This window comes from Kitasatospora sp. NPDC001175, assembly GCF_053598215.1.
Genome location: NZ_JBSFJU010000048.1, coordinates 1 through 26371, shown reverse-complemented (window position 1 = coordinate 26371; position 26371 = coordinate 1). Strand labels below are relative to the sequence as shown.

Below are 26371 nucleotides of genomic sequence, written 5' to 3'. Positions count from 1 at the left end.
CCCGGCTCCGGGCCCGTCGTGCTGTCCGGACGGCTGGCCGAAATCCATTCCTCCGCTTAGCCGTACCCGGGCACTCGATTGACGGATCGTCATCCGATCGGATTGCCTATGCGACGCCCCCGGCACGGAGGGTGACCGCTCTCCCTCCGAGCCGACCCGCCCTCCCGATCCGGAGACGACGTGCGCCTTCGCCTGTTCCTCGCGCCGGTCCTGGCAGCCGCCGCACTCCTCACCCCCGCCGTACCGGCCGCGGCCGCCACCGGCCCGACGGCCGCCCGCTCCACCACCCCCGCGGACGAGTGCTCGACCGACTTCCACGGCGGCGATGCCCGGCTCGGCCCGCAGGACCTACCCGGGACCGGCCCGGTCGGCCGCGAACTGATCGGCTACCGGCGCACCGGCGGCCTGACCGAGGAGAAGTTCCTCGCCACCTACTACAGCCCCACCGCCAACTCCGGCTCCCCTGGTTGGATCTACCCGCCGTCCGACGGCTACCTGCTGCACGCCGACGGCACCCCGGTCGAGTTCACCGTCCACCTGCTCCCCGGTCAGGACATCGACCGCTACGGCAGCGAGCACGGCGGCTTCCTCGCCCCCGAGGGCCTCCCCTACGCCTCCCGCTCCATCCCCCCGCAGAGCCTCGACGGCAGCCCAGCCGCCGCCTGCAACTACCACGACTACCGTGTCCTCAAGCCCTTCGCCGTCCACGCCGGCCCGATCGCCCCGTGGTTCGGCCAGCCCGGCTACGGCCTCCAGTACCAGCTCAACGCCGCCCTCGTCGCCGGCTCCCCGGCCCGCCTCAACGTCCTCTGGTTGGTCGACAACGGCTACCTGGCCCGCCTGAACTGACGCAGCCGCACCACTGGCACCGGCAGCGCCCAGGCACCGGACACCGGACACCGGACACCCCAAGCAAACCCGAAGGCCCTCCCGGGATCCCGCGAGCGCCTTTCGCGTCGAGCGGGATGCCGGCCCGCGCCGCGCCCCGGGTTCCAGGGGGCACGCCCCCGGGAACGGCCGTCCACCCGCCGCCGGCGCCGTGAACCGGCCGAAGTCCATGCGATCCGCCCCCGCGACAGCCGGGGCGTCCGCGTGCCACCCGAGGCGGCCCGTCAGGCACTGGGGAAAATCACCTCGGGTGATGTGGATCATGCACCACAGAACTCTGAACAGCCGCTGCACTTCACTGCCGCACATACGGCCAGAGGCCCTCCCGGTTAATCCCGGAAGGGCCTCTGACGTTGGGTGGAGCTGAGGGGATTCGAACCCCTGACCCCCTCGATGCGAACGAGGTGCGCTACCGGACTGCGCCACAGCCCCAACGAGAAAGAACTCTAGCACCTTTTCGAGGTGGCTCGTGACCACCCCCTGACAGCCGGACGCCCCGCCGCAGGTCACTGACCGGCGGCGGGGCGCGAGGGGTCGGGGCGGGCTACTCGTTGGCAGCCCGGGGGCGGGCGAGGTAGTCCTCCCCCGATGGAGGCGGGACGGCCTCGGCGTACTGGTCGAAGAGGGGCGTCCTGCGGGGTTCGGCGGGGCGGCCGGAGTCCCAGGCGTCGCGGGCGTTGAGATCGAGGCCGCGGGTGACCCGGGGGGCCACCGGAGCGGTCACGTACGTCGGCAGCGGAACCGGGACCGGCTCCCACGACTCCGGACCGGCGGCGGCGTTCTCGCGCATGCCGTCCACCCACTCCTCGTGGTCGGTCGCCTCCGCCAGCACCGCGGCCGAGCTCTCCGCGGGCTCGCGCCGCCCGCCCGGCTCGGCCACCCGCAGGTGCGGACGGTCGGAGTCGGCAGGACGCTCGAAGACCCGCTCCCCCGCCCGGTCGGCCGGCCGCTCCGCCGCGAGCTCCACCGTCGGCTCGTCCGCCCGCTCCGCAGCCGGCTCACCCCCCCGCTCAGTAGGGAACGCGTCGTCCCCCGCCGCCTCGGGGCGGCCCGCACGGGCCCGCTCCCGCTCGCGTAGGCGCTCGGCGGCCTGGGCGGCGCGGGCGCGGTCCAGCTTGACCTCGTACCGCTGGTGCTCCAGCCGCCTGAGGTAGCCGATGTAGAGGGTGAGGAGGATCGCCGGAACGGCCGGGACCCAGAGGAAGGCCACGCCCGCCACCGCGGCGGTCACCGCGCCCGCCGCGAAGGCGAGGAAGAGCGTGGTGACCATCCGCCGCCGCCGGGCCAGCAGCCGGGCCCGCCGGTCGCCCGGGTCGGTCTGCGCACCCCGCTGCGGCGAAGGCCCCGAGGCCGCCTGGGAAGGGGCGTCCACCTCGCTCCGGTCGGCGGAGGCCGAAGCGCCCGATGATCCCGAGGACGCGGAAGCCCCCGGGGACCGAGGGGACCCCGAGTCGGGAACCGGCTCCGAAGCCGGACTGTCGCCGTCGTCACCGAGGGACCGGGCCGCCCGCCGCTCCAGTGCCGATCGGCCGGCCAGCAGGCGGATCGCGGTACTGAAGCGTTCCGTCGGACGAGCCTCGTTCAGCTCGTCCTGCCTGCGGAGCCACATCGGCACCAGATAGGCAGCCCAGGCCCCTACGATGACCGCGTAGATAAGGCCGCTGCTGCTCACCTTTCACACGGTACGGGGGTCGATGAAGGCCCGGCGGCAATTTGGCACGGCGTGTCGTGCGATCAAGCTGATTCTCCGACTATTTTGCCGGCATTTGTGACCACTCGCGGGGGCGTCGATGCCATATCGATATCATCTATTCGAACATATATTCAATTACCGCACCGACCTCGGGAACTGACCGCACGCCAGCGGTTCAGCAGGCCCTCCGGCACCTCCTCGGCGGTCAGCGCATAGACCAGGTGATCCCGCCAGTCCCCGTCGATGTGCAGATATCGTGGACGCATTCCCTCCGAGCGGAAGCCGAGCTTTTCGACGACCCGGCGGCTCGGCCCGTTCTCCGGTCGGATGCAGACCTCGATCCGGTGCAGGCCGAGAACCGCGAAGCAATAGTCCACCGAAAGCGCCACGGCGGTCGGCATGATGCCCCGGCCGGCCACCGCCTCGTCGATCCAGTAACCGACGTTGGCCGAGCACATCGAGCCCCAGGTGATGCTGCCGACCGTCAACTGGCCGACCAGTTCGCCCCGGTAGAGCACCACGAAGGGCAGGATCCGCCCGGCCGCCGCCTCGCCGCGCAGGTAGCGGACCATCTGCCGGTACGTCGGCCGGGAGCCGGACATCCGGCCCGGCTGCGCGGGCGGAACGGTCGCCTCCCAGCGGCGCAGCCAGTCCCGGTTCCGCCGGTTGGCCTCCTGCCAGGCGCGCTGGTCACGGACCCTGATCGGGCGCAGCGTCACGTCCCCCAGGTGCAGCTCCACCTGCCAGCCGCTGTTCAGTTCGCGCCTCCCTCGGAACCCGCGGCGGGCCCGGCCGGCCCGCCCTCGTCCGCGGCCGGCCGGGGGTGGTCGCCGCCGCCGAGCTGGTCCACAGCGTGGGCGAGCAGCGGTTCGAGGACGGCCAGGCCGTCCCTGACGCCGCCGGTGGAGCCGGGCAGGTTGACGATCAGGGTGCGTCCGGCCAGGCCCGCCAGGCCCCGGGAGAGCGCCGAGGCGGGCACCTTCTCGCGCCCGTACGCCCGGATCGACTCGGCGATGCCGGGGACCTGACGGTCGATGACCCGGGCGGTCATCTCGGGGGTCAGGTCCATCGGCGAGATTCCGGTGCCGCCGGTGGTGAGCACGACGTCGTAGCCGGCGGCGACGGCCTCGCGAAGGGCGGCCTCGACCGGGTCGCCGTCGGGGACGACCCGCGGGCCGTCCGCCTCGAAGCCCATCCGGCGCAGGCCGGCGACCAGCAGCGGGCCGCCCTTGTCCTCGTACACCCCCGCGGCGGCGCGGTTGGAGACGGTGACCGCCAGTGCCCTCATCGCGAGGCCTCCGGCGCGTACCAGTCGCCGCTCTTGCCGCCGGTCTTGGCGAGCACCCGGACGTCCTCGATCGCGGCGCCCTTGTCGACCGCCTTGACCATGTCGATCACGGTGAGGCCGGCCACGGCGACCGCGGTGAGGGCCTCCATCTCGACGCCGGTCCGGTCGGCGGTCCTCACGGTCGCCGTGATCTCGACGGCCTCGTCGGCGACGGTCAGGTCGACCTTGACTCCGGAGATGGCGATCGGGTGGCAGAGCGGGATCAGCTCGGGGGTCCGCTTGGCGCCCATGATCCCGGCGATCCGCGCCACGGAGAGCGCGTCGCCCTTGGGCACCCCCTCGCCACGCAGCAGTTCGATCACACGCGGGGCCACCCGCACCCGTCCGGCGGCCACGGCCGTCCGTACGGTGGTCGCCTTCTCGGAGACGTCGACCATGCGGGCGGCGCCGGTGTCATCGACGTGCGTGAGACGGTCGCCGGGTCGCTCGCCGGAGGGTGCGGTCACGGGGAAACTCCAGGGGTACGGCAGACAGGCGCGGCGCGAACTCCGCGCTGTGGGTACGAATACCGCGCTACCGTACCTCCCCGCCCCGCTCAGTCCGTGAGAAGGACCACATCCACGGTGCCGCCCGGGGCCAGCGCAGTGGTCTCCTCGGGGACGATGATCAGGCAGTTGGCCCTGGCCAGCGCACCGACCAGGTGCGAGCTCTCGCCACCGACCGGGCGCACCTCGCCGTCCTGGTACCAGCCGCGGAGGTACTGCCGCCGTCCCGCCGGGGAGCGCAGCTCGTCCGGGCAGAGGGCCCGGACCACCGGGCGGTGGATGTCCGCGGCACCGAGCATGGTGCGGATCACCGGGCGGACGAAGAGCTCGAAGGAGATGTACGCGCTGACCGGGTTGCCGGGCAGCGCCAGCAGCGGCACTCCGGCACCGGCCCCGATCCGGCCGAAGCCCTGCGGCTTGCCCGGTTGCATCCTGAGCCGGCGGAAGTCGACCCCGGCGCCCTCGCCGCCCTCGACCGACTGGAGGGCCTCCTTGACCACGTCGTACGCGCCGACGCTGACTCCGCCGCTGGTGATGATCAGGTCGGCCAGGCCCAGCTGGTCCTCCAGGACGGAGCGCAGGGTGGCGGTGTCGTCCGGGACGCCGCCGACCCGGTAGGCGATGGCGCCCGCGTCCCGGGCGGCGGCGGTGAGGGTGAAGCTGTTGGAGTCGGAGATCTGTCCGGGGCCCACCCTCTCCCCTGGCTGGACCAGTTCGCTGCCGGTGGAGAGCACCACCACGCGCGGCCGCGGCCGGGCCCTGACCGTACCGCGGCCGATGGCGGCCAGCAGGCCGAGTTGGGCCGGGCCGAGCATGGCCCCGGCCGGGAGCACCCGGTCGCCGGCGGCGATGTCACTGCCGCGGCGGCGGATGTGCGCGCCCTCGTCCACCGGGCGCAGGACGCGCACCTCCTCACCCTCGACCGGGGCGGCCATGCTGTCAGCGGCCCGCCCGGTGCCGGTGCCGCCGTCGGTCCACTCGACCGGGGCGACGCCCTCGGCACCGGGGGGCATCGGGGCACCGGTCATGATCCGGGCGGCCTGGCCGGGGCCGACCTTGGGCAGCTCGTCCGCGCCCGCCGCGACGTCGCCGACCACGGTGAGCACCGCCGGGTGCTGCTCGGTGGCCCCGGCGGTGTCGGCGGTGCGCAGCGCGTAGCCGTCCATCGAGCTGTTGTCGAAGGGCGGCAGGTCGGTGGCGGCGACCACGTCCTCGGCGAGGGTGCAGCCCTGGGCGTCCAGCAGCTGGAGTTCGATCGGCGGGAGCGGGGCGATCTGCCCGAGGATGTCGGCGAGGTGCTCGTCGACCGTCCACATCCGGGGCGCAGCCGGGGTCGAACTCTCTTCGCAGCAGGGGTCGTTCGTCCCGGTCATCGCCTCACGCTCGCTTCCTCGCAGCTCGGTCGCACCCCGGCGGCCGGTCGGCCGCGGCTCAGTCCTGCATCTCGGTGGTCACGAACTCCCTGAGCCAGGAACGGAACTCCGCGCCCAGGTCCTCGCGCTCACACGCAAGTCGGACGATAGCGCGAAGGTAGTCCGCGCGGTCGCCCGTGTCGTAGCGACGCCCCTTGAAGATCACACCGTGCACCGGTCCGCCCGCGGACTCGTCCCGCTGGGCCAGCTCGCGCAGCGCGTCGGTCAGTTGGATCTCGCCGCCGCGGCCCGGCTCGGTCTCGCGCAGCACGTCGAAGACCGCCGGGTCCAGGATGTAGCGGCCGATCACCGCGTAGTTGGACGGCGCGTCGGCGGTGTCCGGCTTCTCCACCAGGTCGGTGACCCGGAACACGTCCTCGCCGAAGCCGTTGGGCTTCACGGCGGCGCAGCCGTAGAGGTGGATCTGCGAGGGGTCGACCTCCATCAGCGCCACCACCGAGCCCCCGAGCTCCTGCTGCACCTCGATCATCCGGGACAGCAGCGGGTCGCGCGGGTCGATCAGGTCGTCACCGAGCAGGACGGCGAACGGCTGGCCCGCGATGTGCTGTTCGGCGACGGAGACGGCGTGGCCGAGGCCCTTGGGGTCGCCCTGGCGGACGTAGTGCATGTTGGCCAGGCGGGCGGACTCCTGGACCCGGGTGAGCCGGTCCTTGTCACCCTTGCGGGCGAGCAGCTCCTCCAGCTCGTAGGCCCGGTCGAAGTGGTCCTCCAGGGCCCGCTTGTTGCGCCCCGTGACCACCAGTATGTCGGAGAGCCCGGCGGCGGCGGCCTCTTCGACGACGTACTGGATGGCCGGCTTGTCGACAACCGGCAGCATCTCCTTCGGGGTCGCCTTGGTCGCGGGCAGGAAGCGGGTCCCCAGCCCTGCGGCGGGAACGACCGCCTTCGTGACGGGCGTTCGGGAGTGCGTCTTCGTCATGGCGTCGACCTTACTAAGGCATGGTTCCGCTGACCTGAGATCCGGGTTAACCGAACGTAAACCCGAGATCACTTTCAGATCCCGTCGTGTCCGGCGGTTGTGGCCGGGTGGGATGGGCAGCACCGATGGAGGTGAGAGGTGCCGCCCCTTCGGTGCAGGGCGCCAGATTACCGGTGCTTTCAGCGTTTTCGGGCTGATTGTTCCGATCTTCCGGTCCGTCCCGGGGGACGTCGGGCCCGGCGCCGTCGGCGCCGCGGGCGAGGGCGGCCTCGTGCGAGCGCCGCACCGGGTCGGCCCGGTGCACCGGGTCCACGGGTCTGGTGTGGCTGACCGGGCCCTCGTCACCGGTGTGCTCGGACTGCTGCGCGGAGCGCCAGCAGTCGCCCCCCGCGCTACGGGCGCGGGCGAGCGCGCGGTCGGCGGCGCGCAGCAGGACGGCCGCGTGCATGCCGTCTGCGGGCAGCACCGCGATACCGATGGCGGCGGTCAGGCCGTTGCCGCCGACCGGTCGGCGGGTCTGCGGGCCGGCGGGCGACCAGTCCAGCAGCTGGTGCCGGCGCACCGACCAGCAGAGCCGCTCGGCCACGTGCGCCGCACCCTCGGCGCCGGTGTCCGGCAGGAGCACCAGGAACTCCTCACCGCCGTACCGGCCGAGGGTGTCGGAGCGGCGGATCTCCACGCTCAGCCGCTGGGCCAGGTCGCGCAGCACCGCGTTGGCCCGGCGCCGCCCGTGCTCGGCGACCACCGCCTCGAAGCCCGTGATCTCCATCATCAGCAGCGCCAGCCGGCGCGGGCCGGTACCCGCCCCGGCCCGGCGGCAGCGCTCCACCTCGCGGTCCAGGGTCAGTTGGAGATGGCGGTAGTTCCAGACACCGGTCTGCGGGTCGTAGGACGCGGTCCGTTGCAGCGCGTCCCGCTCGGCCTCCAGCTCGGCGATCCGCTGCCGCAGCCCCGACTCCCGCTCGGCGGCGCCCGCGGCGAGCCGGCGCAGCCGCAGCCCGGACAGCGCGGCCGCGGCCAGCCCGGTGGCGCTCAGCCCGGCCAGGGCGCCGGTCAGCAGCTGGGTGGACATCCATCGCCTTCCGCATGTCAGGCTCTGAACGCCGACCGGCACAGGACAGACCCGTGGCGTCGGCGGGAGCGGAACCCAGGAGGATCCATTGCACAACGAGAAGGCCGAGCTGAGGTCACGGCTGCTCGCGGACCGACGTGCGCTGTCGCCCGAATGGCGCGAAACCGCCGCCGCCGCGCTGTCGGAACACGCCGTGGAGCTGGCCGGTCCGGGGCAGACCGTCGCCGCGTACGTGTCGGTCGGGACGGAGCCCGGGACCAGGCCCCTGCTGGACGCCCTGCGGGGACGGGGAGTTCGGGTGCTGCTGCCGGTACTGCTCCCCGACAACGACCTGGACTGGGCCGAGTACCAGGGCCCCGAGCGACTCGCCCCCGCCGGGCGCGGCCTGCTGGAGCCGACCGGGCAGCGGCTCGGCCCGGACGCGGTCTGCGGCGCCGCGCTGGTCCTGCTGCCCGGGCTCGCGGTGGACCGGCGGGGCCTGCGGCTCGGCCGCGGCGGCGGCTCGTACGACCGGGTGCTGGCCCGGCTGGCCCGCGCCCGGGCGCACCCGCTGCTGGCCACGCTGCTGTACGACGCCGAACTCCTCGAAGCCGTCCCCGCCGAGCCCCACGACCGCCCGGTCCACGCCGTGGTCACGCCCAGCGCCGTGCACCGCTTCGGCCCCCGATGACGCGAAAGGGGCGGCGCGTCCCGGGGGACCGCGCCGCCCCCCTACGGGGTTACTCCATGGGCCTACTGCGCGCTGAGGACCAGCTTGTGCTTGGTGGCCTTCTCCACCGCGTCCGCCGACCAGGCCCAGGGCAGCAGGTCACCCTTGGCCCACAGGGCGGTCTGGTCGTTGTAGTTGGCGTGGAAGGCGTGGCCCGAGGCGCCGCCGACGTTGATCCAGTGTGAGGCGTTGAAGTCGCTGAGGTCGACGACCATCCGCATCGAGGGGATCCAGTCCACGTCGTACCCCGCCGCGGCGTTCCACCCGGAGGCGTTGACCGCCGCGCTGCCGCCGGAGAGCTGGTACGGGCCTCGGTTGAGCAGCGCGTGGACCAGCCCGGAGGCGATCGAGGAGTCGTCGGTGCCGAGCGTCTGCTCCTTGAGGCTCAGCGAGTGCAGCCGGCCCCAGTTCCAGGTCTTGATGTCCTTGCCCATCTGCGCGGTGAGGTCCTGACGGGCGTCCTTGAGGGCCTCGGCGAGCAGGTTGTTCAGGCCGTGCTGCTGGATGTGGTTGGAGTCGACGTAGTCCCACCACGGGCTCTTGGGGTTGGCCAGCTGCTGCCGGACCACCTCGGTCCAGCGGTCGCCGCCGTCCGGCTGGGCGAAGTGGGCGTCGCGGGTGCCGCACTCGGTGACCGGGTGCGTGTCCGCGCCGACCGCGCCGTCGGGCAGCGTGCTGTTGCTCTTCTGGCGGACCAGCAGGCAGTCGCCCTTGGCCCGGAGGTCGGCCGGGAACTTCTGGCCGAACGCGAGGGTGAGCAGCTGGCGCCAGACGCCGTTGTAGTACGCGGCGGCGGCGGAGTCGGCGTCCTGGCGGTAGTTCCAGGTCTTCAGCAGGTCCTGCGCCTCGCGGACGTACGGGTCGGTGATGTTGACCTTGAGCAGCAGCGGGACCAGCGTCTCCGCCATCACGTTGGTGTTGTCCAGCTGCATCGACTGCATGTCGTCCGGCGAGATCTTGCCGCCGTTCTTCAGCTTGCCCTCGATCAGGTCGGTGATCTGCTTGGCCCGGGTGCCGTACTCCCAGTCCTTGGTGAGCGTGTACTGGTAAGTGGGGCCCACCACGGCCTGGTTGGCGGTGACGATGTAGCCGTTCTTGGGATTGAAGCTGTACGGCAGGGCCTGGAAGGGCACGAAGTCCTTCTGCCAGCCGTAGCCGGAGTCCCAGCCCGGGACCGGGTAGGTGCCGTCGCCCTTGGTGCGCTGCGGGATCATGCCCGGCGCCTGGTAGCCGATGTTGTTGCTGGTGTCGGCGTAGATCAGGTTCTGCGCCGGGACCGCGAAGTCGGCTGCGGCGTTGCGGAACTCGTTCCAGTTGGTGGCGCGGTCGAGCATGAAGACCGCGTCCATGGTCTTGCCCGGGGTGAGGGCGGTCCACTGGAGTGCCACGCCGTAGCCCTGGGCGCGGTCGGGTGCGGCATTGCCCGCGGGGGCGTACTTGCCGACGCTCTGCTCCTCGGAGCTCTGGTCCGAGATGAGCGGGCCGCGGTTGGTGGTGCGGACGGTGATGGTCCGGTCGGCTCCGCCGGCGACCTTGATGGTCTCCTTGCGGGTCTGGAACTTCACCTGCTGGCCGTCGACCAGGTAGGTGTCGGGGCCGGTCACCTTCTCCAGGTAGAGGTCCTGGACGTCGGCGCCGAGGTTGGTGAAGCCCCAGGAGACCTTCTGGTTGTGGCCGATCACCACACCGGGCATGCCGGCGAAGGTGAAGCCCGAGGTGTCGAAGGCGCACTTGGCGCTGACGGTCCGGCAGTGCAGGCCCATCTGGTACCAGACCGAGGGCAGGCCGGGGCCGAGGTGCGGGTCGTTGGCGAGCAACGGCTTGCCGGTGGTGGTGTGGTCACCGCTGACCACCCAGGAGTTGGAGCCGATGCCCTGGCCCTGCGGGCCGAGCAGTTGCGGCAGCGCGGCCATCTTGTCGGAGATGTCGGTGAACAGCGACTTGGTCGTCGCCCGGCCCTGGGCGGCGGCGGTGGCGGCAGCCGGAGCGGTGGAGCCGTCGGCGGGCTGGTAGTTGCCGTCCTTGCCGATCGTGCCGGTCTTCACGATGGTGCCGTTGCGGTCGTACGGGTAGTCCGGGTACAGCTGGGCGATCTGCTCCGTCGAGAAGTCCTGGGAGAGCAGCGACCGGTCGATCTCCTCCTGCAGGTTGCCGGAGAGGTTCCAGGCCATCGCCTTCAGCCAGGCCACCGAGTCCACCGGGTCCCAGGCCTCGGGCTTGTAACCGCTGTTGACCGCGCCGAGCACGGCGTACTCCAGCGAGGCGCTCTGGCCGCCGGGGTGCTGGTTCAGCCAGGCGTTGACGCCGTCCGAGTAGGCCTTCAGGTACTTCTTGGTGTCGGCGGAGAGCTGGGTGTCGTACTCCTGCTGCGCGACCTGGCGCCAGCCCATGGTGCGCAGGAAGGTGTCGGTCTCGACCTGGCTGGACCCGAACATCTCGGAGAGCCGCCCCGAGGTGATGTGCCGTCGAACGTCCATCTCCCAGAACCGGTCCTGGGCCTGGACGTAGCCCTGGGCGCGGAACAGGTCCTCGGGGGTGTCGGCGTACAGCTGCGGAATGCCGTTGGCATCGCGCTTGACGTCGACCGGCGCTGACATGCCGGCCACCGAGACGCTGCCGTCGACGTCGGGGAAGGAAGCGCGGACGGCGCTCACCGCCCAGTAACCACCGCCTCCGACGGCGGCCACGAGCAGCACGACCAGCACGAGCACAAGCAGCCGGGCGCGCCGGAACTTCTTCGAGCGGGGCATCTGGGTCCTTGGCTGGGTTGCGTTGACGGCCGTGACAGGTCACCACATTAGGGCGACTCGGTTGGCGGACATGCACTGGGGACGTCCACGGTCGGCCGAGGTGGACCCTATCCGGTCTCGATGGGCGGAATCAGACAATCAAAGATCAGGTAAAATGTTAGACTGAGTAACAAGTCGTCGAGCGAGCCAATCGTTTCCGGCCACTCTCTGCCCCCGACCGCCCCCTTGACGTGCCGAGGTGCTACTGCGTGACTGTCGACCACCTGAACCGCTTCCTGCTCGAGTTCTCCGCGATACTCCTATTCGCGGTGGTGGCCGTGCGATTCTCGACCCGATCAGGGCTGCCCAGTCTGCTGATCTACCTGGGCATCGGCGTCGCCATGGGCCAGGACGGCCTCGGAGTCACCTTCAACAACGCCGAACTCACCCAGGTCCTCGGCTACGCGGCCCTGGTGGTGATCCTCGCCGAGGGCGGCCTCAAGACCAGTTGGCAGGCGATAAAGCCGGTCCTGCCGGCCGCCTCGGTACTGGCCACCCTGGGCGTGGCGGTCAGCGTCTTCGTCACCGCGGCCGGCGCGCACTGGCTGGCCGGATTCGACTGGCGGGTCTCGATGCTGCTCGGCGCGATCGTCTCCTCCACCGACGCCGCAGCGGTCTTCTCGGTGCTGCGGACGGTGCCGCTGCCGTCCCGGCTGACCGGTCTGCTGGAGGCCGAGTCCGGCTTCAACGACGCCCCCGTGGTCATCCTGGTGGTCGCCTTCGCCACCACGGGGCCGCTGGACTCCTGGTACGCACTGGTCGCCACGATCGTCGCCGAGCTGGCCATCGGCGCCGTCGTCGGCCTGGTCGTCGGCAAGCTGGGCGCGTACGCGGTCAAGCACGTCGCGCTGCCCTCCTCCGGCCTCTACCCGATCGCCGTGATGTCGCTGGCCGTCCTGGCCTACGCGGGCGGCTCACTGCTGCACGGCTCCGGCTTCCTGGCCGTCTACACCGCCTCGGTGATCCTCGGCAACGCCAAACTGCCGCACGGCCCCGCCGTCCGGGGTTTCGCGGACGGACTGGCCTGGATCGGGCAGATCGGCATGTTCGTGGTGCTCGGCCTGCTGTGCACCCCGGAGACCATGGGCTCGGCGTTCGTCCCCGCGCTGGTGATCGGCGCGGTGCTGGTCTTCGTCGCCAGGCCGGCCTCGGTCTTCGCCACCCTGACGCCGTTCCGGCTGCCCTGGCGCGAGCAGGCCCTGCTGAGCTGGGCCGGACTGCGCGGGGCGGTGCCCATCGTGCTGGCGACCATCCCGCTGGTGGCCGAGGTGCCGCAGGCGCAGCAGGTCTTCAACATCGTCTTCATCCTGGTCGTGGTCTTCACCCTGGTCCAGGGCCCGACCCTGCCGCTGGTCGCCCGCGGCCTGCGGATCTCCGAGGGTGCGATGGGCCAGGACCTGGGCATCGAGTCCGCGCCGCTGGAGCACCTGCACGGCCGGCTGCTCTCCGTCGCGCTCGCCGCGGAGTCGAAGATGTCCGGCGTCGAGGTCGGCGAGCTGCGGCTGCCCGCCGGGTCCGCGGTCACCCTGGTGGTCCGGGACAACAGCAGCTTCGTGCCCGACAAGGCCACCGTGCTGCGAGGCGGCGACGAACTCCTGGTGGTCACCACCGAGGAGGTCAGCGAGGCCGCCGAGCGCAGGCTGCGGGCGGTAGACCGGGGCGGAAAGCTTGCCGGCTGGCTGCACGGCCGCTAGATTCCTACCTTTTCCACGCTGTTCACCATGCATTGATCGCGTGGGACCGGTCCGCAATGCGTACTATGGACCGACATACCTGTTTCGATCACCGAAAATCCGCAACATCTGTCTGATGCAGAGTTGGCGCGACCGCTCGGCGGCCGTGGTCCCTCCTCTGCCGGCCCGCTTCCGCGATTCCCCCGGCCGGCGTGGACCCGGTATCTACCCCGGTCAACGCACGAGAGGACAACTCTCGGCGCTACCGGGCCGCCCCATGCCCGGTGAGTGCTACCAGGCAGCAGGAAGGACCGACCGTGACGGCGCGCCGAACGGTCGCAGAGCCCACTCCCACCCGCGTCGGCTACGGCACCCTGCTCCGCACCCCCGGAGCCTGGACCTTCCTGGTCCCCGCCTTCGCGGCCCGACTCCCCTACGCGATGCTCAGCGCGGGCATCGTCCTGCTCATCCAGAGCGCCTACGGCTCGTACGGCACGGCCGGCCTGGTGGTGGCCTTCGCCGCCGCGACCCAGGCGCTGATCGGCCCCCAGACCGGCCGGCTCTCCGACCGGTACGGCCAGGCCGCCGTGCTGCTGCCCACCGTCGCGGTGCACGCGGTCTCGGTGGGCGCGCTGCTCGCGCTGGCCCTGGGCCACGCCCCGACCTGGACGCTCTTCGTGTCCGCGGGCGTGGCCGGTGCCAGCGTGCCGCAGATCGGCGCGATGGTCCGGGCCCGCTGGGTGACCAGACTCTCCGACTCGCCCAAGACGCTGAACACCGCGTTCGCCTTCGAGTCCGTGACCGACGAGTTCACCTTCGCGATCGGACCGGTGCTGGCCACCGGCATCGCCACCCTGGTCTCGCCCTCGGTGTCGCTGATCACCGAGGCCGCGCTGACCGTGATCGGCGGCCTGGCCTTCGCCGCGCAGCGCGGCACCGCGCCCGCTCCGCACCCGTCCGTACCCGGCGCCGAGCAGGCCTCGGCGCTCTCATCGCCCGGTGTCCGGCTACTGGCGGGCTCCTTCCTGGGCGTGGGCTCCGTCTTCGGCGCCATGACCGTCACGGTGGCGGCCTTCGCCAGGGCCGAGGGCCAGCCCGGCCTCAACGGCGTGGTGTACGGCATCTTCGCGGGCGGCAGCATGCTGGCCGGCGTGCTGTACGGCATGATCGCCTGGCGCCGCTCGGTCAGGCAGCGGATGCTCGGCAGCTACACGCTGCTGGTCCTGGGCTGCTCGACGCTCTGGGCGATGCCCAACCTGACCGCGCTGGCGATCGCCGGCCTGTGCTGCGGTCTGGCCATCGCACCGACCCTGATCAGCGGCTACACCCTGGTTGAGACGCTGGTCTCGGCCGGCGCGAAGACCGAGGCGTTCACCTGGCTGACCGGTGCGATCGGCCTCGGCCTGGCCGCGGGTTCGATCGTGGCCGGACTACTGGTGGACTCGCACGGTGCCAGGGCGGGCTTCGTGGTACCGGTCGTCGGGGCCGGGATCGGCCTGGTCGCACTGGTGTCGCTGCGGCGGCTGCTGGACACTCCCGCCGGGCCCGGCCGCATCGCGGCGCAGGGCGGGGCCAAGGTGCAACTGGCCGGCGCTTCCAAGGGCTGAGACGCGTCCGCTGCCCCGGCCCGAACCGGGCCGGGGCAGCGATATCTCACACCCGATGTCGCTGGACTGATCCAGCGGAATGCCGCATCATTGACCGTCGTTAGCACTCATCAGGCGAGAGTGCCAGGAGGAAGACAAGTGCCCACGTACCAGTACCAGTGCACCGAGTGCGGCAACGGCCTGGAGGCGGTGCAGAAGTTCACCGACGAGGCGCTGACCACGTGCCCCGACTGCCAGGGGAAGCTCCGCAAGGTCTTCTCCGCCGTCGGCGTGGTCTTCAAGGGCTCGGGCTTCTACCGCACCGACAGCCGGTCCTCCTCGAGCAGCTCGGTGAGCTCCTCGTCGTCGTCCGCCTCGTCCTCGTCGTCCGCCTCGTCGGCTCCGGCCGCCTCCCCGGCTCCGGCGGCGAGCACCAGCACCGCGAGCTGACGCCGGCACCGCCGTCCGCGGCATCCGCACGAAAGGCCCGGGTTCGGTTCCGAACCCGGGCCTTTCGTATGACCGCACCAGCCTTGCGGGTGAACGAAGTTGTCCACAAGGCCGGGTTTTCCACAGGAATTCGAGGGGGCATTCCGCGGCAGGTGCGGTGCGCTCACCCTGATGCGCATGACGACGTACCTGGCGAACCAGCCGCACTGCCACCCGACCGCCACCACGACCGCCACGGCACCCTCGGCCGTACCACCACGGCGCACCGTTCCGCCCTTCCCACCGATCCGGCGCGGGGGCGGGGGGCGACACCGGCTCCAGCAGGCCGTCCGGCACCGGCCCGGGCTGCTGGCGACGGGGCTGCTGGCCGCCGCCACCGCGATCACCGCCGGTCCGCTGCGGCCCGGCCCACCGCCGCCCGCCGCCCCTTCGACGGCCTCGGCAGCGGCCGGGCCGACCGCCACCCCGCGCTGCACCGGAACGGCGCCGCCCGACGGCTGAGATCCGCGCAGCCCCGGCGCGGGGCCTCGGTCAGCGGTCAGTCACCGTGGTGCGGCGGCCGCTGGCTCAGATACCAGTCCAGGCCGCGCCCGCCGCTCTCCCCCGACTCCGGGCGCTCGCCCCAGCCCCGGTCGGTATCGTCCCCCGTCTGGCGGTCCAGCGGGTCGCCGAAGACCAGCTTCGCCTTCGGCCGGGTCGGTTCTTCCTGCTCGGCCATCTCTGCTCCGATCCTTGTCAACTGCATCCAGCGTAGGCGGCACGGCAGCAGCGGCTTCGGACAGCGGGGCCCCGGTCCGGCCGGCACCGGACCGGGGCCCCGGGAGAACCGGGTGTCAGGCTGCCTCGAAGCCCGCGTGGTCGGCGATCTTCTTCAGCTCGGCGAGCGCGTGCTTCTCGATCTGGCGGATTCGCTCCCGGGTGAGTCCGTGCTGCTTGCCCACCTCCGTCAGCGTGCGCTCGCGGCCGTCCTCCATTCCGTACCGGGAGCGGATGATGGAGGCCGTCCGGTCGTCGAGCCGGCCGATCAGGTCGTCCAGCTCCTCGCGGCGGAGCATGACCATCACGGCGTCCTCCGGGGAGACCGCGCCGGTGTCCTCGACCAGGTCACCGAACTGGGTCTCGCCCTCGTCGTCCACGGACATGTTGAGGCTGACCGGGTCACGGGCCCAGTCGAGCACGTCCTTGATCCGGTCCTCGGTGGTGTCGAGTTCGGCCGCGATCTCGGCGGGCTCGGGCTCACGGCCCAGCTCCTTGGCCTTTTCACGCTGCACCCGGCGGATCCGGCCGAGCTCCTCGACCAGATGCACGGGCAGCCGGATGGTGCGCGACTGGTCGGCGATCGAGCGGGTGATCGCCTGGCGGATCCACCAGGTCGCGTAGGTGGAGAACTTGAACCCCTTCGCGTAGTCGAACTTCTCGACCGCTCGGACCAGGCCGGCGTTGCCCTCCTGGATCAGGTCGAGCAGGGGCAGGCCGCTGCGGGGGTACCGCCGGGCGACCGCGACCACCAGGCGGAGGTTCGAGCGGATGAAGACGTCCTTCGCGCGCTCGGCGTCGTCGGCTATCGCCTCCAGCTCCTTGCGCGTGGTGCTCTCGGGAATGGCGTCCTCGTCCAGCAGGTGCTGGGCGTAGACACCCGCCTCGATGCGCAGCGAGAGCTCGACCTCCTCGGCGGCATCGAGCAGTGGCGTCCGGGCGATCTCGTCGAGGTACATGCCGACAAGGTCGCGGTCGGCCTCAAGGTTGTTCGGGCGAGCCGAACGAGGGTGGTCGGCACTGCCGCGAACGACGGCACGAGTGGCCATGCTTGCTCCCTTGCTGCTGGTGCCGGTCTGCCTTGGTCTTCACCCCCGACGGGGCGAGCTAGGGCCGAAGAGAGGAGGCAGAGAGATGAAGGCAAAGAGATGCGGGCCCCTGAAGGCTCACACGTAACGATCCAACGCACAGATTTCGGACAACATTCCCAACTAGCCCAGATTCTTCGCGCGATGCAGTATCCTGCGCAATTTGGCCCATGATCGCGCACATTATGCGATCGAGCAGGTGCGGACAGTGTCGGCAATCACCCCGTCCACCGGATCAACGAACGAGATCCGACATCCGCAGCTTCTCCTCACAAAAGATGCAAAATTGCTATCGGTACGGTGCGGGGCCATCTCGACCCCTGGGAAGGTGTCAGCCATGCACCTGTCCATCGACGGCGCCACCGCCGCCACCGCACGGCACCGCCGTGGCCGATTGATCGAGTCCGCAGCGCTGACTCTCGGCTGCGCCGCCCTCCTGGGGTTGCTCCTGGCCCTGGCGGAGAGCCACTGGGGCCCGCTGGCCCGGCTGGATCGCGACTGGGTGGATTCGCTACACGACTACGCCCGCGACCACACCGCCTGGACGGCATCCATGCAGATGGTCTCCGACCTCGGCGGCCCGACCGTCACCCGTGCCCTGCTGGGCGTGACGGCGGTCTGGCTCTGGGCGATCGGCGCGCGGATCCTGGCCGGCTGGGCGGCGGCCCAGATCCTGCTCGGCTGGCTGGCCAACTGGGGTGGCAAGGCGCTGGTCGGCCGCGCCCGGCCACACTTCGTCGACCCGGTCTCGTCCGCCACGGGTGCGGCCTTCCCCTCCGGGCACGCGATGGCCTCGGCTATCACCGCCGCCGCCCTGGTGATCCTGGTCTGGCCGCACGCCAACCGGGCCGGACGGGCGGTCGCCTGCACCATCGCCGCACTCGCCGTCCTGACCATCGGCTGGACCAGGATCGCCCTCGGCGTGCACTGGCCCAGCGACGTCCTGGCCGGATGGCTGACGGCGGGCCTGGTGGTCGGCGGGGTGACGGTCGCGGTCGAGCTGTGGCGGCCCCGCGCACTGAGCCGGGACGTGCGCCGGGTCGACTGGCGGACCAGGCCGAGGGTGCAGCGCGTCCTGGCCTCCGGAGCGGGGGCCGGAACCCGTCGCGAAAGTGGATCCGCCGCCACTCCTGACAGTCAGTGAGAAAGGTCACATCTCATTGGGGTGACCTTCGGGGAGGAATCGGTAGAGTGCCGCGCCCGCCGAAGTCCCTCGCATCAGAGCCGGGAAAAACCGCTGCAAATCCGGTCATTAGGGACCGACTTCCGCCGGGTTCGTTCGGAATACGGGCCAATCAGTGCCACTGGGAGATCTCGGGCACGCGGCACACCGCTCCCCATCGGGTACCGAGTTAAGGCAGACTTCTCCGGCTGGGTGCACCCGCGCCCAGCCCGGGGGAACCAAGCACGACGGCGCGGACCGAGCCGGTCGTACGAGGCAGTACCGGCTCCGTACACCAAGGGACCGCCGGACAGCGGTCTGCGGAAGCCCCGTGACCGCGCACTGCCCAGGCACCGAGTGACGGGGGTCCGATGACCATGCACACGACGGGCGAGCCCTCCGGCTCGTACGGCGACCCGCCCACCATGCCGCTGCGTCAGATCACTGACGAGCAGTTCATGTCGCCCGAGCAGTACCTGCCACCCGTGTCCCAACAGCAGCACGGCTCACATCCGACCATGCAGCTGGGCACCCAGCTGCCGCCGCCGCGCCAGCCGGTGGAGCAGCCCCCGGCGGAGGCCGAGAAGGCGCCGGAGGGCAAGGAGTCCTCCGCCGCCCGCAACGGGCTGATCATGGCTCTGGGCTCGCTCACCTCGCGCGCGCTGGGCTTCGTGCGGGCCGGCGTCATCGCCGCCGCGCTGGGCACCCAGCAGCTCGCCGACGGCTACGGCGTGGCGACCCTGCTGCCGACCACCGTCTACATGATGCTGATCGGCGGTGTGCTCAACTCGGTCTTCGTCCCCGAGTTGGTCCGGGCCGCGCAGACCCACAAGGACCGCGGCGTCGCCTACACCAACCGTCTGCTGACGGCCTGCGGTGTGGCGCTGATCGCCATCACCCTGGTTGCCTGGCTGTTCGCGCCGCAGATCGTGGACTCCTACACGAACTACACCCCCAAGGACCACGTCCAGCGGGATCTGACCATCGCGCTGGCCCAGTACTGCCTCCCGGCCATCTTGTTCTACGGCGTCTTCGGCCTGCTCAGCCAGGTGCTCAACGCGCGTGACCGCTTCGGTGCGATGACCTGGGCGCCGGTGATGAACAACGTCGTGGTGATCGGCGTCTTCAGCCTCTACATCGGGGTCTGCAAGCACGCGGAATCCGCCGACCAGATGACCAGCGGCGCCACCATGCTGCTGGGCGCGGGCACGGCGTTCGGAATCCTGGTGCAGGCGCTCTCCGTGCTGCCCTCGCTGCGCGCCTCGGGATTCCGCTTCCGGCCGCGCTTCGACTGGAAGGGCGCCGGTCTCACCACCCCGCTGCGGGCCGCCGGCTGGGCGCTGATGCTGGTCGTGGTGACCCAGCTGTCCTTCAACGCGATCACCAACATGGCGACCGGCGCCGGCACGCAGGCCCACAACCTGCATCTGCAGGCGGGGCTGGGCTACACCCCGTACAACAACGCGTACCTGCTCTTCGTCGTCCCCCAGGGCATCATCACGGTCTCGATGGTGACGGCGATCCTGCCGATCATGTCCCGTGCGGTGAGCTCGGGCCGGTTCGAGGACGTCGGCCGGGAGCTGGCCCAGACGCTGCGCAGCTCGGCCGGGATGATCGTCCCGGCCATGGCGGTCTTCCTCTCGATGGCCAACCCGATCATCGGCCTCGCCTACGGGCACGGCAGCCAGGTCCGGCCCGCGGACGTCGATGTCATGGCCCAGGTCCTGATCGCCTTCGCGATCGGCCTGCCGGCCTTCTGCGCCCAGTACGCACTGGCACGCGGGTTCTACGCGATGAGCGACGCCCGGACCCCGTTCTGGCTGACCACGGCGATCGCGGGTAGCAACGTCGCCTTCTCTGCCGTCGCGTACTACACCCTGCCGGTGCGCTGGATCATCATCGGGATGGCTTTCGCCCAGACGCTGGCCACCACGCTCGGCGTGATCATCACCGGTCGGGCGCTGGGCAAGCGGCTCCGCCGGGAGGCGGCGGCCGTCGTATCCGCCGACGCCACGCTCGAGATCGGCGGCGGGCGGCGCGGCCGGATCCGCAGCGGCCTGGACGGTGTCCGGGTGACCACCCTGCACCTGGGCCTGGCACTCGCCTGCGCCCCCGGCGCCCTGGCGGCGCACTGGATCGCCGGTCAGGTGGGCGGTGCGCTCGGCCACGGCATCGTGGGCAACTTCGCGGCACTGGGCGCCGGCGCACCGGCGGTGCTGCTCTCCGTCCTGGTGCTCGCCAAGCCGCTCGGTGCCGCGGGCGCCGTGGCCCCGCTGGCCCGCAAGCTCCGGATCCCGTACCCGGAGCCGACGCCCGCCAACAGCGGCAAGCACCGGCGGTAGCCCGCACCCGCCCGCCGGGCGGGGCGGTCTCCTCGGACGGTGCCGGTCTCCTCCGGCCGTAGCGGTCAGACGCTCTCCGCCCCGGGCAGCACCTCGCGCAGCAGCCCGCGGGGGAAGCCCCAGCGGCGGTACTCCCTCGGGTAGCCGATCGAGACCTCCTCGAAGCGGACGCCGTCGTAGACCGTCGTCCGGGGGATGTGGAGGTGGCCGTAGACCACCGCGGCGGCCCGGAACCGGCGGTGCCAGTCGGCTGTCCGCTCGGTGCCGCACCACTGGGCGAACTGCGGATAGCGCAGGACCGCGGTGTCCTCGCGGACCAGCGGGAAGTGGTTGACCAGCACGGTCGGCAGCCCTGGGTCGACGGCGGCGAGCCGCTGACCCGTCCAGGACAGACGCGCCTCGCACCAGGCGGCGGCGTCCGGGTAGGGCTCCGGGTGCAGCATGAACTCGTCCGAGCACACCACGCCCGACTCGTAGGCCCGCTCCATCGCCTCCTTACGACTCAGGCCCGGCTCGCGGAACGAGTAGTCGTAGAGCAGGAAGAGCGGTGCGACGGCCACCGGACCGCCCTGGCCGCGCCAGACGGCGTACGGGTCCTCCGGCGTCAGCACGCCGAGGCGGCGGCAGATCTCCACCAGGTGCCGGTAGCGTGCCTCACCGCGCAGCTGTACCGGGTCCGTCGGCGGCGTCCACAGCTCGTGGTTTCCGGGGGCCCAGATCACTTGGGCGAAACGCTCCTTGAGCAGGCCGAGCGCCCACTCGATCTGGCTGACGGTCTCGCTGACGTCCCCGGCCACGATCAGCCAGTCCTCGGGCGAGGTCGCGAGGAGCTCCTCCGCCAGGATGCGGCGGTTGTCCGCATGGTGGACGTGCAGGTCGGAGACGGCCAGCAGACGGCCGGGCCGTTCGGTGCTCTCGCTCATCGCGCCATCATCTCGCTCGGGAACTGACCTGTGGATCAACGAATGTGAGTGGTGGTCAATTCCCGGGCCCCGCCCGTCTCGCAGCGCCCGAGGGCGCGGGGAGCCGTGGCGGACGGGCTTCGCGGCTGGCGATCCGGCCGGGAGCGCCGAGTCGACGGTCTCGGCACCCCCGGCAGAACGGCGGGCGGGGGCGGCGCGGCGACTACATGTTGATCATGTGCCCGGCCAGGCCGTGGATCGCCTCCTTGACGGCCTCACCCAGCGTCGGGTGGGCGTGGACGTTGCGGGCGATCTCGGTGACGGTGAGGTCCCACTGCTGGGCCAGGGTCAGCTCGGGCAGCAGCTCGGTGACCTCGGGGCCGATCATGTGGGCGCCGAGCAGCTCACCGTACTTGGCGTCGCTGATGATCTTGACGAAGCCGACCGTGTCCCCGAGACCGTGGGCCTTGCCGTTCGCCATGAACGGGAACTTCGCGACCTTGACGTCGAAGCCCTGGCTGCGGGCCTGCTCCTCGGTCCAGCCGAAGCTGGCGATCTGCGGCTGGCAGTAGGTGGCGCGGGGGATCATCACGTAGTCGAGTTCCATGGTCTCGGCGCCCGCGATGGTCTCGGCGGCGATGACGCCCATCGACTCGGCGGCGTGGGCCAGCATCAGCTTGGCGGTCACGTCGCCGATGGCGAAGATGTGCGGCGCCGAGGTGCGGCAGCGGCCGTCCACCTCGACCGCGCCACGCTCGGTCAGCCGGACACCGGTGTTCTCCAGGCCGTAGCCGGTGACCCGGGGAGCGAAGCCGATCGCCTGCAGGACCTTGTCGGCCTCCAGCACGCGCTGCTCGCCGCCCGCGGTGACGGTGACCTTGACCTTCTCACCGGAGTCGTCGATCGCGTCGACCCGGGTGGAGGTCAGCACCTCGATTCCCAGGCGCTTGTAGCGCTTGAACAGCTCGGCCGAGACCTCGGCGTCCTCCAGCGGGGCCATCCGGTCCAGGAACTCGACGATGGTCACCTTCACGCCGTAGTTGTGCATCACGTACGCGAACTCGACGCCGATCGCGCCGGCACCCGCGATGATGATGCTCTCCGGCAGCTGGTCGGCCAGGATCTGCTCCTCGTACGTCACCACGCGCGGGCTCAGCGAGGTGCCGGGCAGCAGCCTCGGGGTGGCGCCGGTGGCCAGGATGCAGTGGTCGAAGGTGACGGTCTGCACGGAGCCGTCGGCACCGGCCACCTGGAGGGTGTTGGCGTCCGTGAAGTGCCCCCGGCCCTCGAACTGGGTGATCTTGTTCTTCTTCATCAGGTAGTGGACGCCCTTGACCCGGCCGTCGGCGACCTGGCGGCTGCGCTGGAAGGCTTCCTTGTAGTCGAAGGTGATCCGACCCTCGACCTGGATGCCGTAGGTCTTCGTCTCGTGCGTCAGGATGTGCGCGAGCTCGGCGTTCCGCAGCAGCGCCTTGGAGGGGATGCACCCGACGTTGAGGCAGACCCCGCCCCAGTAGCGCTCCTCCACGATGCCGACGCTCAGGCCGAGCTGCGCGCTGCGGATGGCAGCGACGTACCCGCCAGGGCCGGCACCGAGGACAACGACATCAAAGTGGTTGGTCATTTTCGCCTTCGATTCGGTTGGTGACCGTGTCCGTGTTCATCCGGACAGCCGGCTCCGGAGAGACCGACCGCCCCCAAGCCTGGCCTATGCGGGCGCGGCAGGCACCGGGGACCCCAGAATCGGCCGGCGAGTCCCGGGGAGGGACGGTCAGGATCGGAGAACGCTAATAGGAGACAGGAATATTTCTCATTAGCAACGCCTGGCGTGGCCGGGGCCGGCGGCCAGGCATGATGGAGCCATGAGCAGTCCCACGGCATCGGCGGTCGACGACCTGCCCCTCACCGGCGAGTCCCTCGCGCTCGACCTGGTGAACACCACGTTCATCCAGGGCGGCGCCCGCGGCGCCCTGGTGGACGCCCTGCGGGAACCCGCCGATCTGGACCACTGGCTGCGGACCCGGTCGGCCGACTTCGGCGAGCCGCTGCGTCCGCTGCTCGACGACGGCGCCCCGGCCACCCGGTTCCACCTCGACCGCTACCGCGAGTTGCGCGCCGCGCTGCGCGACCTGGCCGCCGCGACGGTCTCCGGTACGACTCCGCCGCCCGGCACGGTGGCCGCCGTCAATGCTGCCGCCCGACTCTCGACCGGCTGGCTGGAGCTGGACCCGGACCGTCCCGGCGTCCGGATACCCCGCTGGACCGAGCCCGATCTGCACCTGGTCGCGCTCGGTGAGGTCGCGGCGGCGGCCGTCGCCCTGTTCACCGGACCGTCGGCCGGACAGGTGCGGGCATGCCCGGCTCCCGACTGCATCCTGTACTTCGTCAAGAGCCACGCCCGCCGCGAGTGGTGCACCAGCGCCTGCGGCAACCGGGTGCGGGTCGCGCGGCACAGCCGCCGCCATCGCGAACCGGGGGCGGGGGAACCGCCGGCGGAACCCGCCACCGGGCGGCGAACCGAACCCGCGGCCTAGCAGGACTGACCGGCGACCGGGCGGACTCCCGAGCCCCGGGGGGCGCCCAACCGGGAACGGCTCAGCGCCCGGCGCCTCCGAAACGGTGCTTCAGATTGGGGTCGTCCAGCCACCACGGGCGCGTGCCCTCCGGCTCGTCCTCCTCGACGGCGGCTCGCGCGGCGACGGGCACCGCCTCTCCCGCAGCCGTCTCCCCCGTGGCCGTATCCGCCGCAGCTGCCTCTGCCGCAGCTGCCTCCCCCTCGGCCGCCTCCCCCTCGGCCGCCTCCCCCTCGGCCGCCTTCGCCGCCCGCCGCTCGGCCATCTGCGCCTCGTACTCGGCGTCCAGTGCGGCGTCCACCGCCGCCGTCTCGGCCCGGCCGGTCACGATCATGCGGCGGATCAGCGCACAGAGGAAGGGCAGGCCGATCAGGTCGCCCAGTACCCAGATCACGTTGCCGCCCCAGGTCTGGTCCTGCAGCAGGGTCGGTCCCCAGGTGCGGCCGAGGCCGGCGTAGTGGGGCTCGGCGATCAGGTGGTGGCCGTAGATGAGGATCAGGGCGAGGCCCGCGTCGAAGATGACCTCGGCGAAGGTGATGACCAGGCTGACCAGCAGCGGGTACTCGTGCGCGACCGGGTCGAGCTGCAGTCGCGGCCAGTAGTAGAGCAGGCCGAGGGCGACCAGTGAGAGATGCAGGCCGATGTTCCAGGCACCGCTGGTGAGGGTCTTCTCGTACCAGGGCGTGAAGTAGAGCAGCCACGGCGGCGCCATCAGCAGCACCGTGGACACCGCGGGGAACATCAGCACCCGGGAGGGTCGGCTGCGCAGCACTCGCATGATCCGCGCGCGACGGGCCTCGGACGCGGTCTCGACCAGCAGCGAGACCGGAGCACCGAGGACCAGGAGGAACGGCACCAGCATCAGCAGCAGCACGACCTGGACGGCCCGGTCGGTGAACAGGATCCGCTCGTACACCCCGAGGCCCGAGCAGGTCACCCAGACCCAGACCAGCAGGCCGCCGAGGAACGCGGCCGTGCGATGCAGGGGCCAGCGCGCAGCGCCGCTCGCACCACCGCCTCCGCTGCCGCTCACAGCACCGCTGCCGTTCCCGCCGTCACTCCCGCCGCCGCGGTGGAACGCCCGTACGCCCAGCAGGTAGGCGCCCGCGAGCAGTACGGCGAGTGCCAGGACGACGGGCTCGGCGGTCCAGTTGGTGGCCAGGTCGGCCCAGTGCCAGGGTGGCGGGCCGTCGTGCCCGAGGGCGAGTGCTGCGGTCGGCATCCGGTGGTTCTCCTGTTCCGGCTGGTGCGGGCAGCCGGTCGGTGCAGGGCAGCCGGCCGTCGCGCGGCCGGTCGCCGTGCTGCGGCGCTTGCGGCTCCTCGGACATGATGACCGACGCCCGGACGATCACCGGAGCTGGGTCCGGAACCCCCTGCGCTCCCACCGACGTCACTCTCGTGCGAGGATTCGTCGTCTACTACATCACTGTCGAAGCCGCCGAGGTGGGGAATCCGTGACAGACAGCCCACGAAGCTCCGGGCGCAGGCTGGCCACCCGGCGCCGCAACCTCGAACTCTTCATGCTGGCTGCGGCGGTCCTGGTCTGCCTGGTGGGCTACGTGACCGCCAACGAGGCGATGAACCACGCGCTGCCCAAGGGCCTGCTGGTCTACGGCCTCAGCCTGCCGCTGCTGGCCCTGGGGTTGCACCTGGCGGTCCGGCGCTTCGCCCCGTACGCGGACCCGCTGATCCTGCCGCTGGCCGTCTTCCTGACCGGCTTCGGACTGGTGCTGCTCAACCGGCTGGACCAGTCCTACGCGCTCTTCCACGCCGCCAAGGGCGACTACCAGAAGATCCCGGCGGCCCCGAACCAGGTGATGTGGGTGTGGATCGCCTTGGCGGTGGCGGCCGGGTTGATCATCCTGGTGAAGCACCACCGGTTCTTCCAGCGCTACGTCTACCTGCTCATGACCGGAGCGATGATCCTGCTGGCGGCACCGGCCTTCTTCCCCTCCAGCCCGGAGGACTTCGGTGCCAAGCGCTGGATCAAGTTCCCCGGGATCCAGCTCGAGCCGGACGAGTTCGTCAAGGTCGCCATCACCGTCTTCTTCGCCGGCTACCTGATGGCCAACCGCGACGCGCTCGCGCTGACCGGGCGGAAGGTCTGGGGCATGAACCTGCCGCGCGGCCGCAACGTCGGCCCGGTGCTCGCCATCTGGGTGGTCAGCCTGCTGGTGCTGATCTTCGAGCGCGACCTCGGCACCTCGCTGATCTTCTTCGGCATCTTCGTCGTGATGCTCTACGTGGCCACCGAGCGGACCAGCTGGGTGGTCCTCGGCCTGCTGATGGCCGTCGGCGGCGCCGCCGTCGTCGGCACGATCGAACCGCACGTGCACGGCCGCGTGGAAGCCTGGCTGCACCCCCTGGACATCTACAAGCCCGTCCACAACCCGGCCCTGATCTCCGACCAGCCCGCCCAGGCCATGTTCAGCTTCGGCACCGGACACCTGCTGGGCACCGGCCTCGGCCAGGGCCGGCCGTACCTGATCGGCTTCGCCGGACG

Annotated in this window: 23 protein-coding genes and 1 tRNA gene; 10 read left to right on the top strand and 14 right to left on the bottom strand. The window is 71.3% G+C overall.

Annotated elements, in window-relative coordinates; translation table 11 throughout:
- Positions 1 to 180 precede the first annotated feature (180 nt).
- Positions 181 to 849 carry a TNT domain-containing protein gene (locus ACWDAK_RS28225; protein WP_427395108.1) on the top strand — a complete coding sequence of 223 codons (669 nt, stop codon included), beginning with the start codon at positions 181 to 183 and terminating at the stop codon, positions 847 to 849.
- A 397-nt stretch (positions 850 to 1246) separates the two neighbouring features.
- Here the strand turns inward: ACWDAK_RS28225 and ACWDAK_RS28220 are convergent.
- The 8 genes from ACWDAK_RS28220 to ACWDAK_RS28185 all read right to left on the bottom strand — a co-directional run bounded on the left by ACWDAK_RS28220 (position 1247) and on the right by ACWDAK_RS28185 (position 7838).
- Positions 1247 to 1320: transfer RNA gene (locus ACWDAK_RS28220), tRNA-Ala, on the bottom strand.
- Between the two features lie 112 nt (positions 1321 to 1432).
- Positions 1433 to 2560: a divisome protein SepX/GlpR gene (gene sepX / locus ACWDAK_RS28215; protein WP_427395109.1), complete on the bottom strand. Its 1128-nt coding sequence runs from the start codon at positions 2558 to 2560 to the stop codon at positions 1433 to 1435.
- Between the two features lie 152 nt (positions 2561 to 2712).
- Positions 2713 to 3321, bottom strand: coding sequence for a GNAT family N-acetyltransferase (locus ACWDAK_RS28210; protein WP_344640180.1), 609 nt, complete (start codon positions 3319 to 3321; stop codon positions 2713 to 2715).
- 14 nt (positions 3322 to 3335) lie between these two features.
- The gene (locus ACWDAK_RS28205) at positions 3336 to 3869 is read right to left on the bottom strand and encodes a MogA/MoaB family molybdenum cofactor biosynthesis protein (RefSeq protein WP_344640179.1); all 534 of its coding nucleotides are present in this window, start codon (positions 3867 to 3869) and stop codon (positions 3336 to 3338) included.
- Positions 3866 to 4306 (bottom strand): cyclic pyranopterin monophosphate synthase MoaC, encoded by a 441-nt coding sequence (moaC, locus tag ACWDAK_RS28200; RefSeq protein WP_425557829.1) that lies wholly within the window; start codon positions 4304 to 4306, stop codon positions 3866 to 3868. The genes ACWDAK_RS28205 and moaC overlap by 4 nt, the downstream gene beginning before the upstream one ends.
- A gap of 158 nt (positions 4307 to 4464) precedes the next feature.
- A complete protein-coding gene (gene glp, locus ACWDAK_RS28195) occupies positions 4465 to 5787 on the bottom strand; it encodes a molybdotransferase-like divisome protein Glp (protein ID WP_427395110.1) in 1323 nt (440 codons plus the stop codon).
- A gap of 58 nt (positions 5788 to 5845) precedes the next feature.
- Positions 5846 to 6766, bottom strand: coding sequence for a UTP--glucose-1-phosphate uridylyltransferase GalU (gene galU, locus ACWDAK_RS28190; RefSeq protein WP_344640176.1), 921 nt, complete (start codon positions 6764 to 6766; stop codon positions 5846 to 5848).
- A gap of 46 nt (positions 6767 to 6812) precedes the next feature.
- Positions 6813 to 7838, bottom strand: coding sequence for a GGDEF domain-containing protein (locus ACWDAK_RS28185; protein ID WP_344640175.1), 1026 nt, complete (start codon positions 7836 to 7838; stop codon positions 6813 to 6815).
- Between the two features lie 88 nt (positions 7839 to 7926).
- Between ACWDAK_RS28185 and ACWDAK_RS28180 the strand changes: the two genes are divergently transcribed.
- On the top strand, positions 7927 to 8508 hold the full coding sequence (locus tag ACWDAK_RS28180) for a 5-formyltetrahydrofolate cyclo-ligase (RefSeq protein ID WP_344640174.1): 582 nt from the start codon (positions 7927 to 7929) through the stop codon (positions 8506 to 8508).
- A gap of 62 nt (positions 8509 to 8570) precedes the next feature.
- Here the strand turns inward: ACWDAK_RS28180 and ACWDAK_RS28175 are convergent, their stop codons facing one another.
- The gene (locus ACWDAK_RS28175; protein WP_344640173.1) at positions 8571 to 11297 is read right to left on the bottom strand and encodes a penicillin acylase family protein; all 2727 of its coding nucleotides are present in this window, start codon (positions 11295 to 11297) and stop codon (positions 8571 to 8573) included.
- A gap of 248 nt (positions 11298 to 11545) precedes the next feature.
- Between ACWDAK_RS28175 and ACWDAK_RS28170 the strand changes: the two genes are divergently transcribed.
- The 4 genes from ACWDAK_RS28170 (at position 11546) to ACWDAK_RS28155 (ending at position 15546) form a co-directional block, all read left to right on the top strand.
- The gene (locus ACWDAK_RS28170; RefSeq protein ID WP_427395111.1) at positions 11546 to 13030 is read left to right on the top strand and encodes a potassium/proton antiporter; all 1485 of its coding nucleotides are present in this window, start codon (positions 11546 to 11548) and stop codon (positions 13028 to 13030) included.
- A 296-nt stretch (positions 13031 to 13326) separates the two neighbouring features.
- A complete protein-coding gene (locus tag ACWDAK_RS28165; RefSeq protein WP_344640171.1) occupies positions 13327 to 14616 on the top strand; it encodes an MFS transporter in 1290 nt (429 codons plus the stop codon).
- A gap of 138 nt (positions 14617 to 14754) precedes the next feature.
- The gene (locus ACWDAK_RS28160; RefSeq protein WP_344640170.1) at positions 14755 to 15045 is read left to right on the top strand and encodes an FmdB family zinc ribbon protein; all 291 of its coding nucleotides are present in this window, start codon (positions 14755 to 14757) and stop codon (positions 15043 to 15045) included.
- A 177-nt stretch (positions 15046 to 15222) separates the two neighbouring features.
- Positions 15223 to 15546, top strand: coding sequence for a hypothetical protein (locus ACWDAK_RS28155; protein ID WP_344640169.1), 324 nt, complete (start codon positions 15223 to 15225; stop codon positions 15544 to 15546).
- A gap of 37 nt (positions 15547 to 15583) precedes the next feature.
- Here ACWDAK_RS28155 and ACWDAK_RS28150 read toward each other — a convergent pair whose 3' ends face one another.
- Both ACWDAK_RS28150 and ACWDAK_RS28145 read right to left on the bottom strand, forming a co-directional pair.
- Positions 15584 to 15763: a hypothetical protein gene (locus ACWDAK_RS28150; protein ID WP_344640168.1), complete on the bottom strand. Its 180-nt coding sequence runs from the start codon at positions 15761 to 15763 to the stop codon at positions 15584 to 15586.
- A gap of 115 nt (positions 15764 to 15878) precedes the next feature.
- On the bottom strand, positions 15879 to 16850 hold the full coding sequence (locus ACWDAK_RS28145) for a sigma-70 family RNA polymerase sigma factor (protein WP_344640167.1): 972 nt from the start codon (positions 16848 to 16850) through the stop codon (positions 15879 to 15881).
- Between the two features lie 376 nt (positions 16851 to 17226).
- On the opposite strand from ACWDAK_RS28145, the gene ACWDAK_RS28140 reads away from it, so the two are divergent.
- Positions 17227 to 18033, top strand: coding sequence for a phosphatase PAP2 family protein (locus ACWDAK_RS28140; RefSeq protein ID WP_427395112.1), 807 nt, complete (start codon positions 17227 to 17229; stop codon positions 18031 to 18033).
- A 389-nt stretch (positions 18034 to 18422) separates the two neighbouring features.
- A complete protein-coding gene (murJ, locus tag ACWDAK_RS28135; protein WP_344640165.1) occupies positions 18423 to 20393 on the top strand; it encodes a murein biosynthesis integral membrane protein MurJ in 1971 nt (656 codons plus the stop codon).
- A 65-nt stretch (positions 20394 to 20458) separates the two neighbouring features.
- Here murJ and ACWDAK_RS28130 read toward each other — a convergent pair whose 3' ends face one another.
- Positions 20459 to 21316 carry a metallophosphoesterase family protein gene (locus ACWDAK_RS28130; RefSeq protein ID WP_427395113.1) on the bottom strand — a complete coding sequence of 286 codons (858 nt, stop codon included), beginning with the start codon at positions 21314 to 21316 and terminating at the stop codon, positions 20459 to 20461.
- Positions 21317 to 21518: 202 nt separating this feature from the next.
- Entirely contained in the window at positions 21519 to 22919 is a 1401-nt protein-coding gene (lpdA, locus tag ACWDAK_RS28125; protein ID WP_344640163.1) for a dihydrolipoyl dehydrogenase, read from the bottom strand.
- A gap of 238 nt (positions 22920 to 23157) precedes the next feature.
- On the opposite strand from lpdA, the gene ACWDAK_RS28120 reads away from it, so the two are divergent.
- Positions 23158 to 23829 carry a CGNR zinc finger domain-containing protein gene (locus tag ACWDAK_RS28120; RefSeq protein ID WP_344640162.1) on the top strand — a complete coding sequence of 224 codons (672 nt, stop codon included), beginning with the start codon at positions 23158 to 23160 and terminating at the stop codon, positions 23827 to 23829.
- A gap of 61 nt (positions 23830 to 23890) precedes the next feature.
- On the opposite strand, the gene ACWDAK_RS28115 is transcribed toward ACWDAK_RS28120, so the two are convergent.
- A complete protein-coding gene (locus ACWDAK_RS28115; RefSeq protein WP_427395114.1) occupies positions 23891 to 25090 on the bottom strand; it encodes a cytochrome c oxidase assembly protein in 1200 nt (399 codons plus the stop codon).
- A gap of 232 nt (positions 25091 to 25322) precedes the next feature.
- Between ACWDAK_RS28115 and ACWDAK_RS28110 the strand changes: the two genes are divergently transcribed.
- Positions 25323 to 26371, top strand: a 1049-nt coding sequence (locus ACWDAK_RS28110) for an FtsW/RodA/SpoVE family cell cycle protein (RefSeq protein ID WP_427395115.1), incomplete at its 3' end; no start/stop codon positions are given.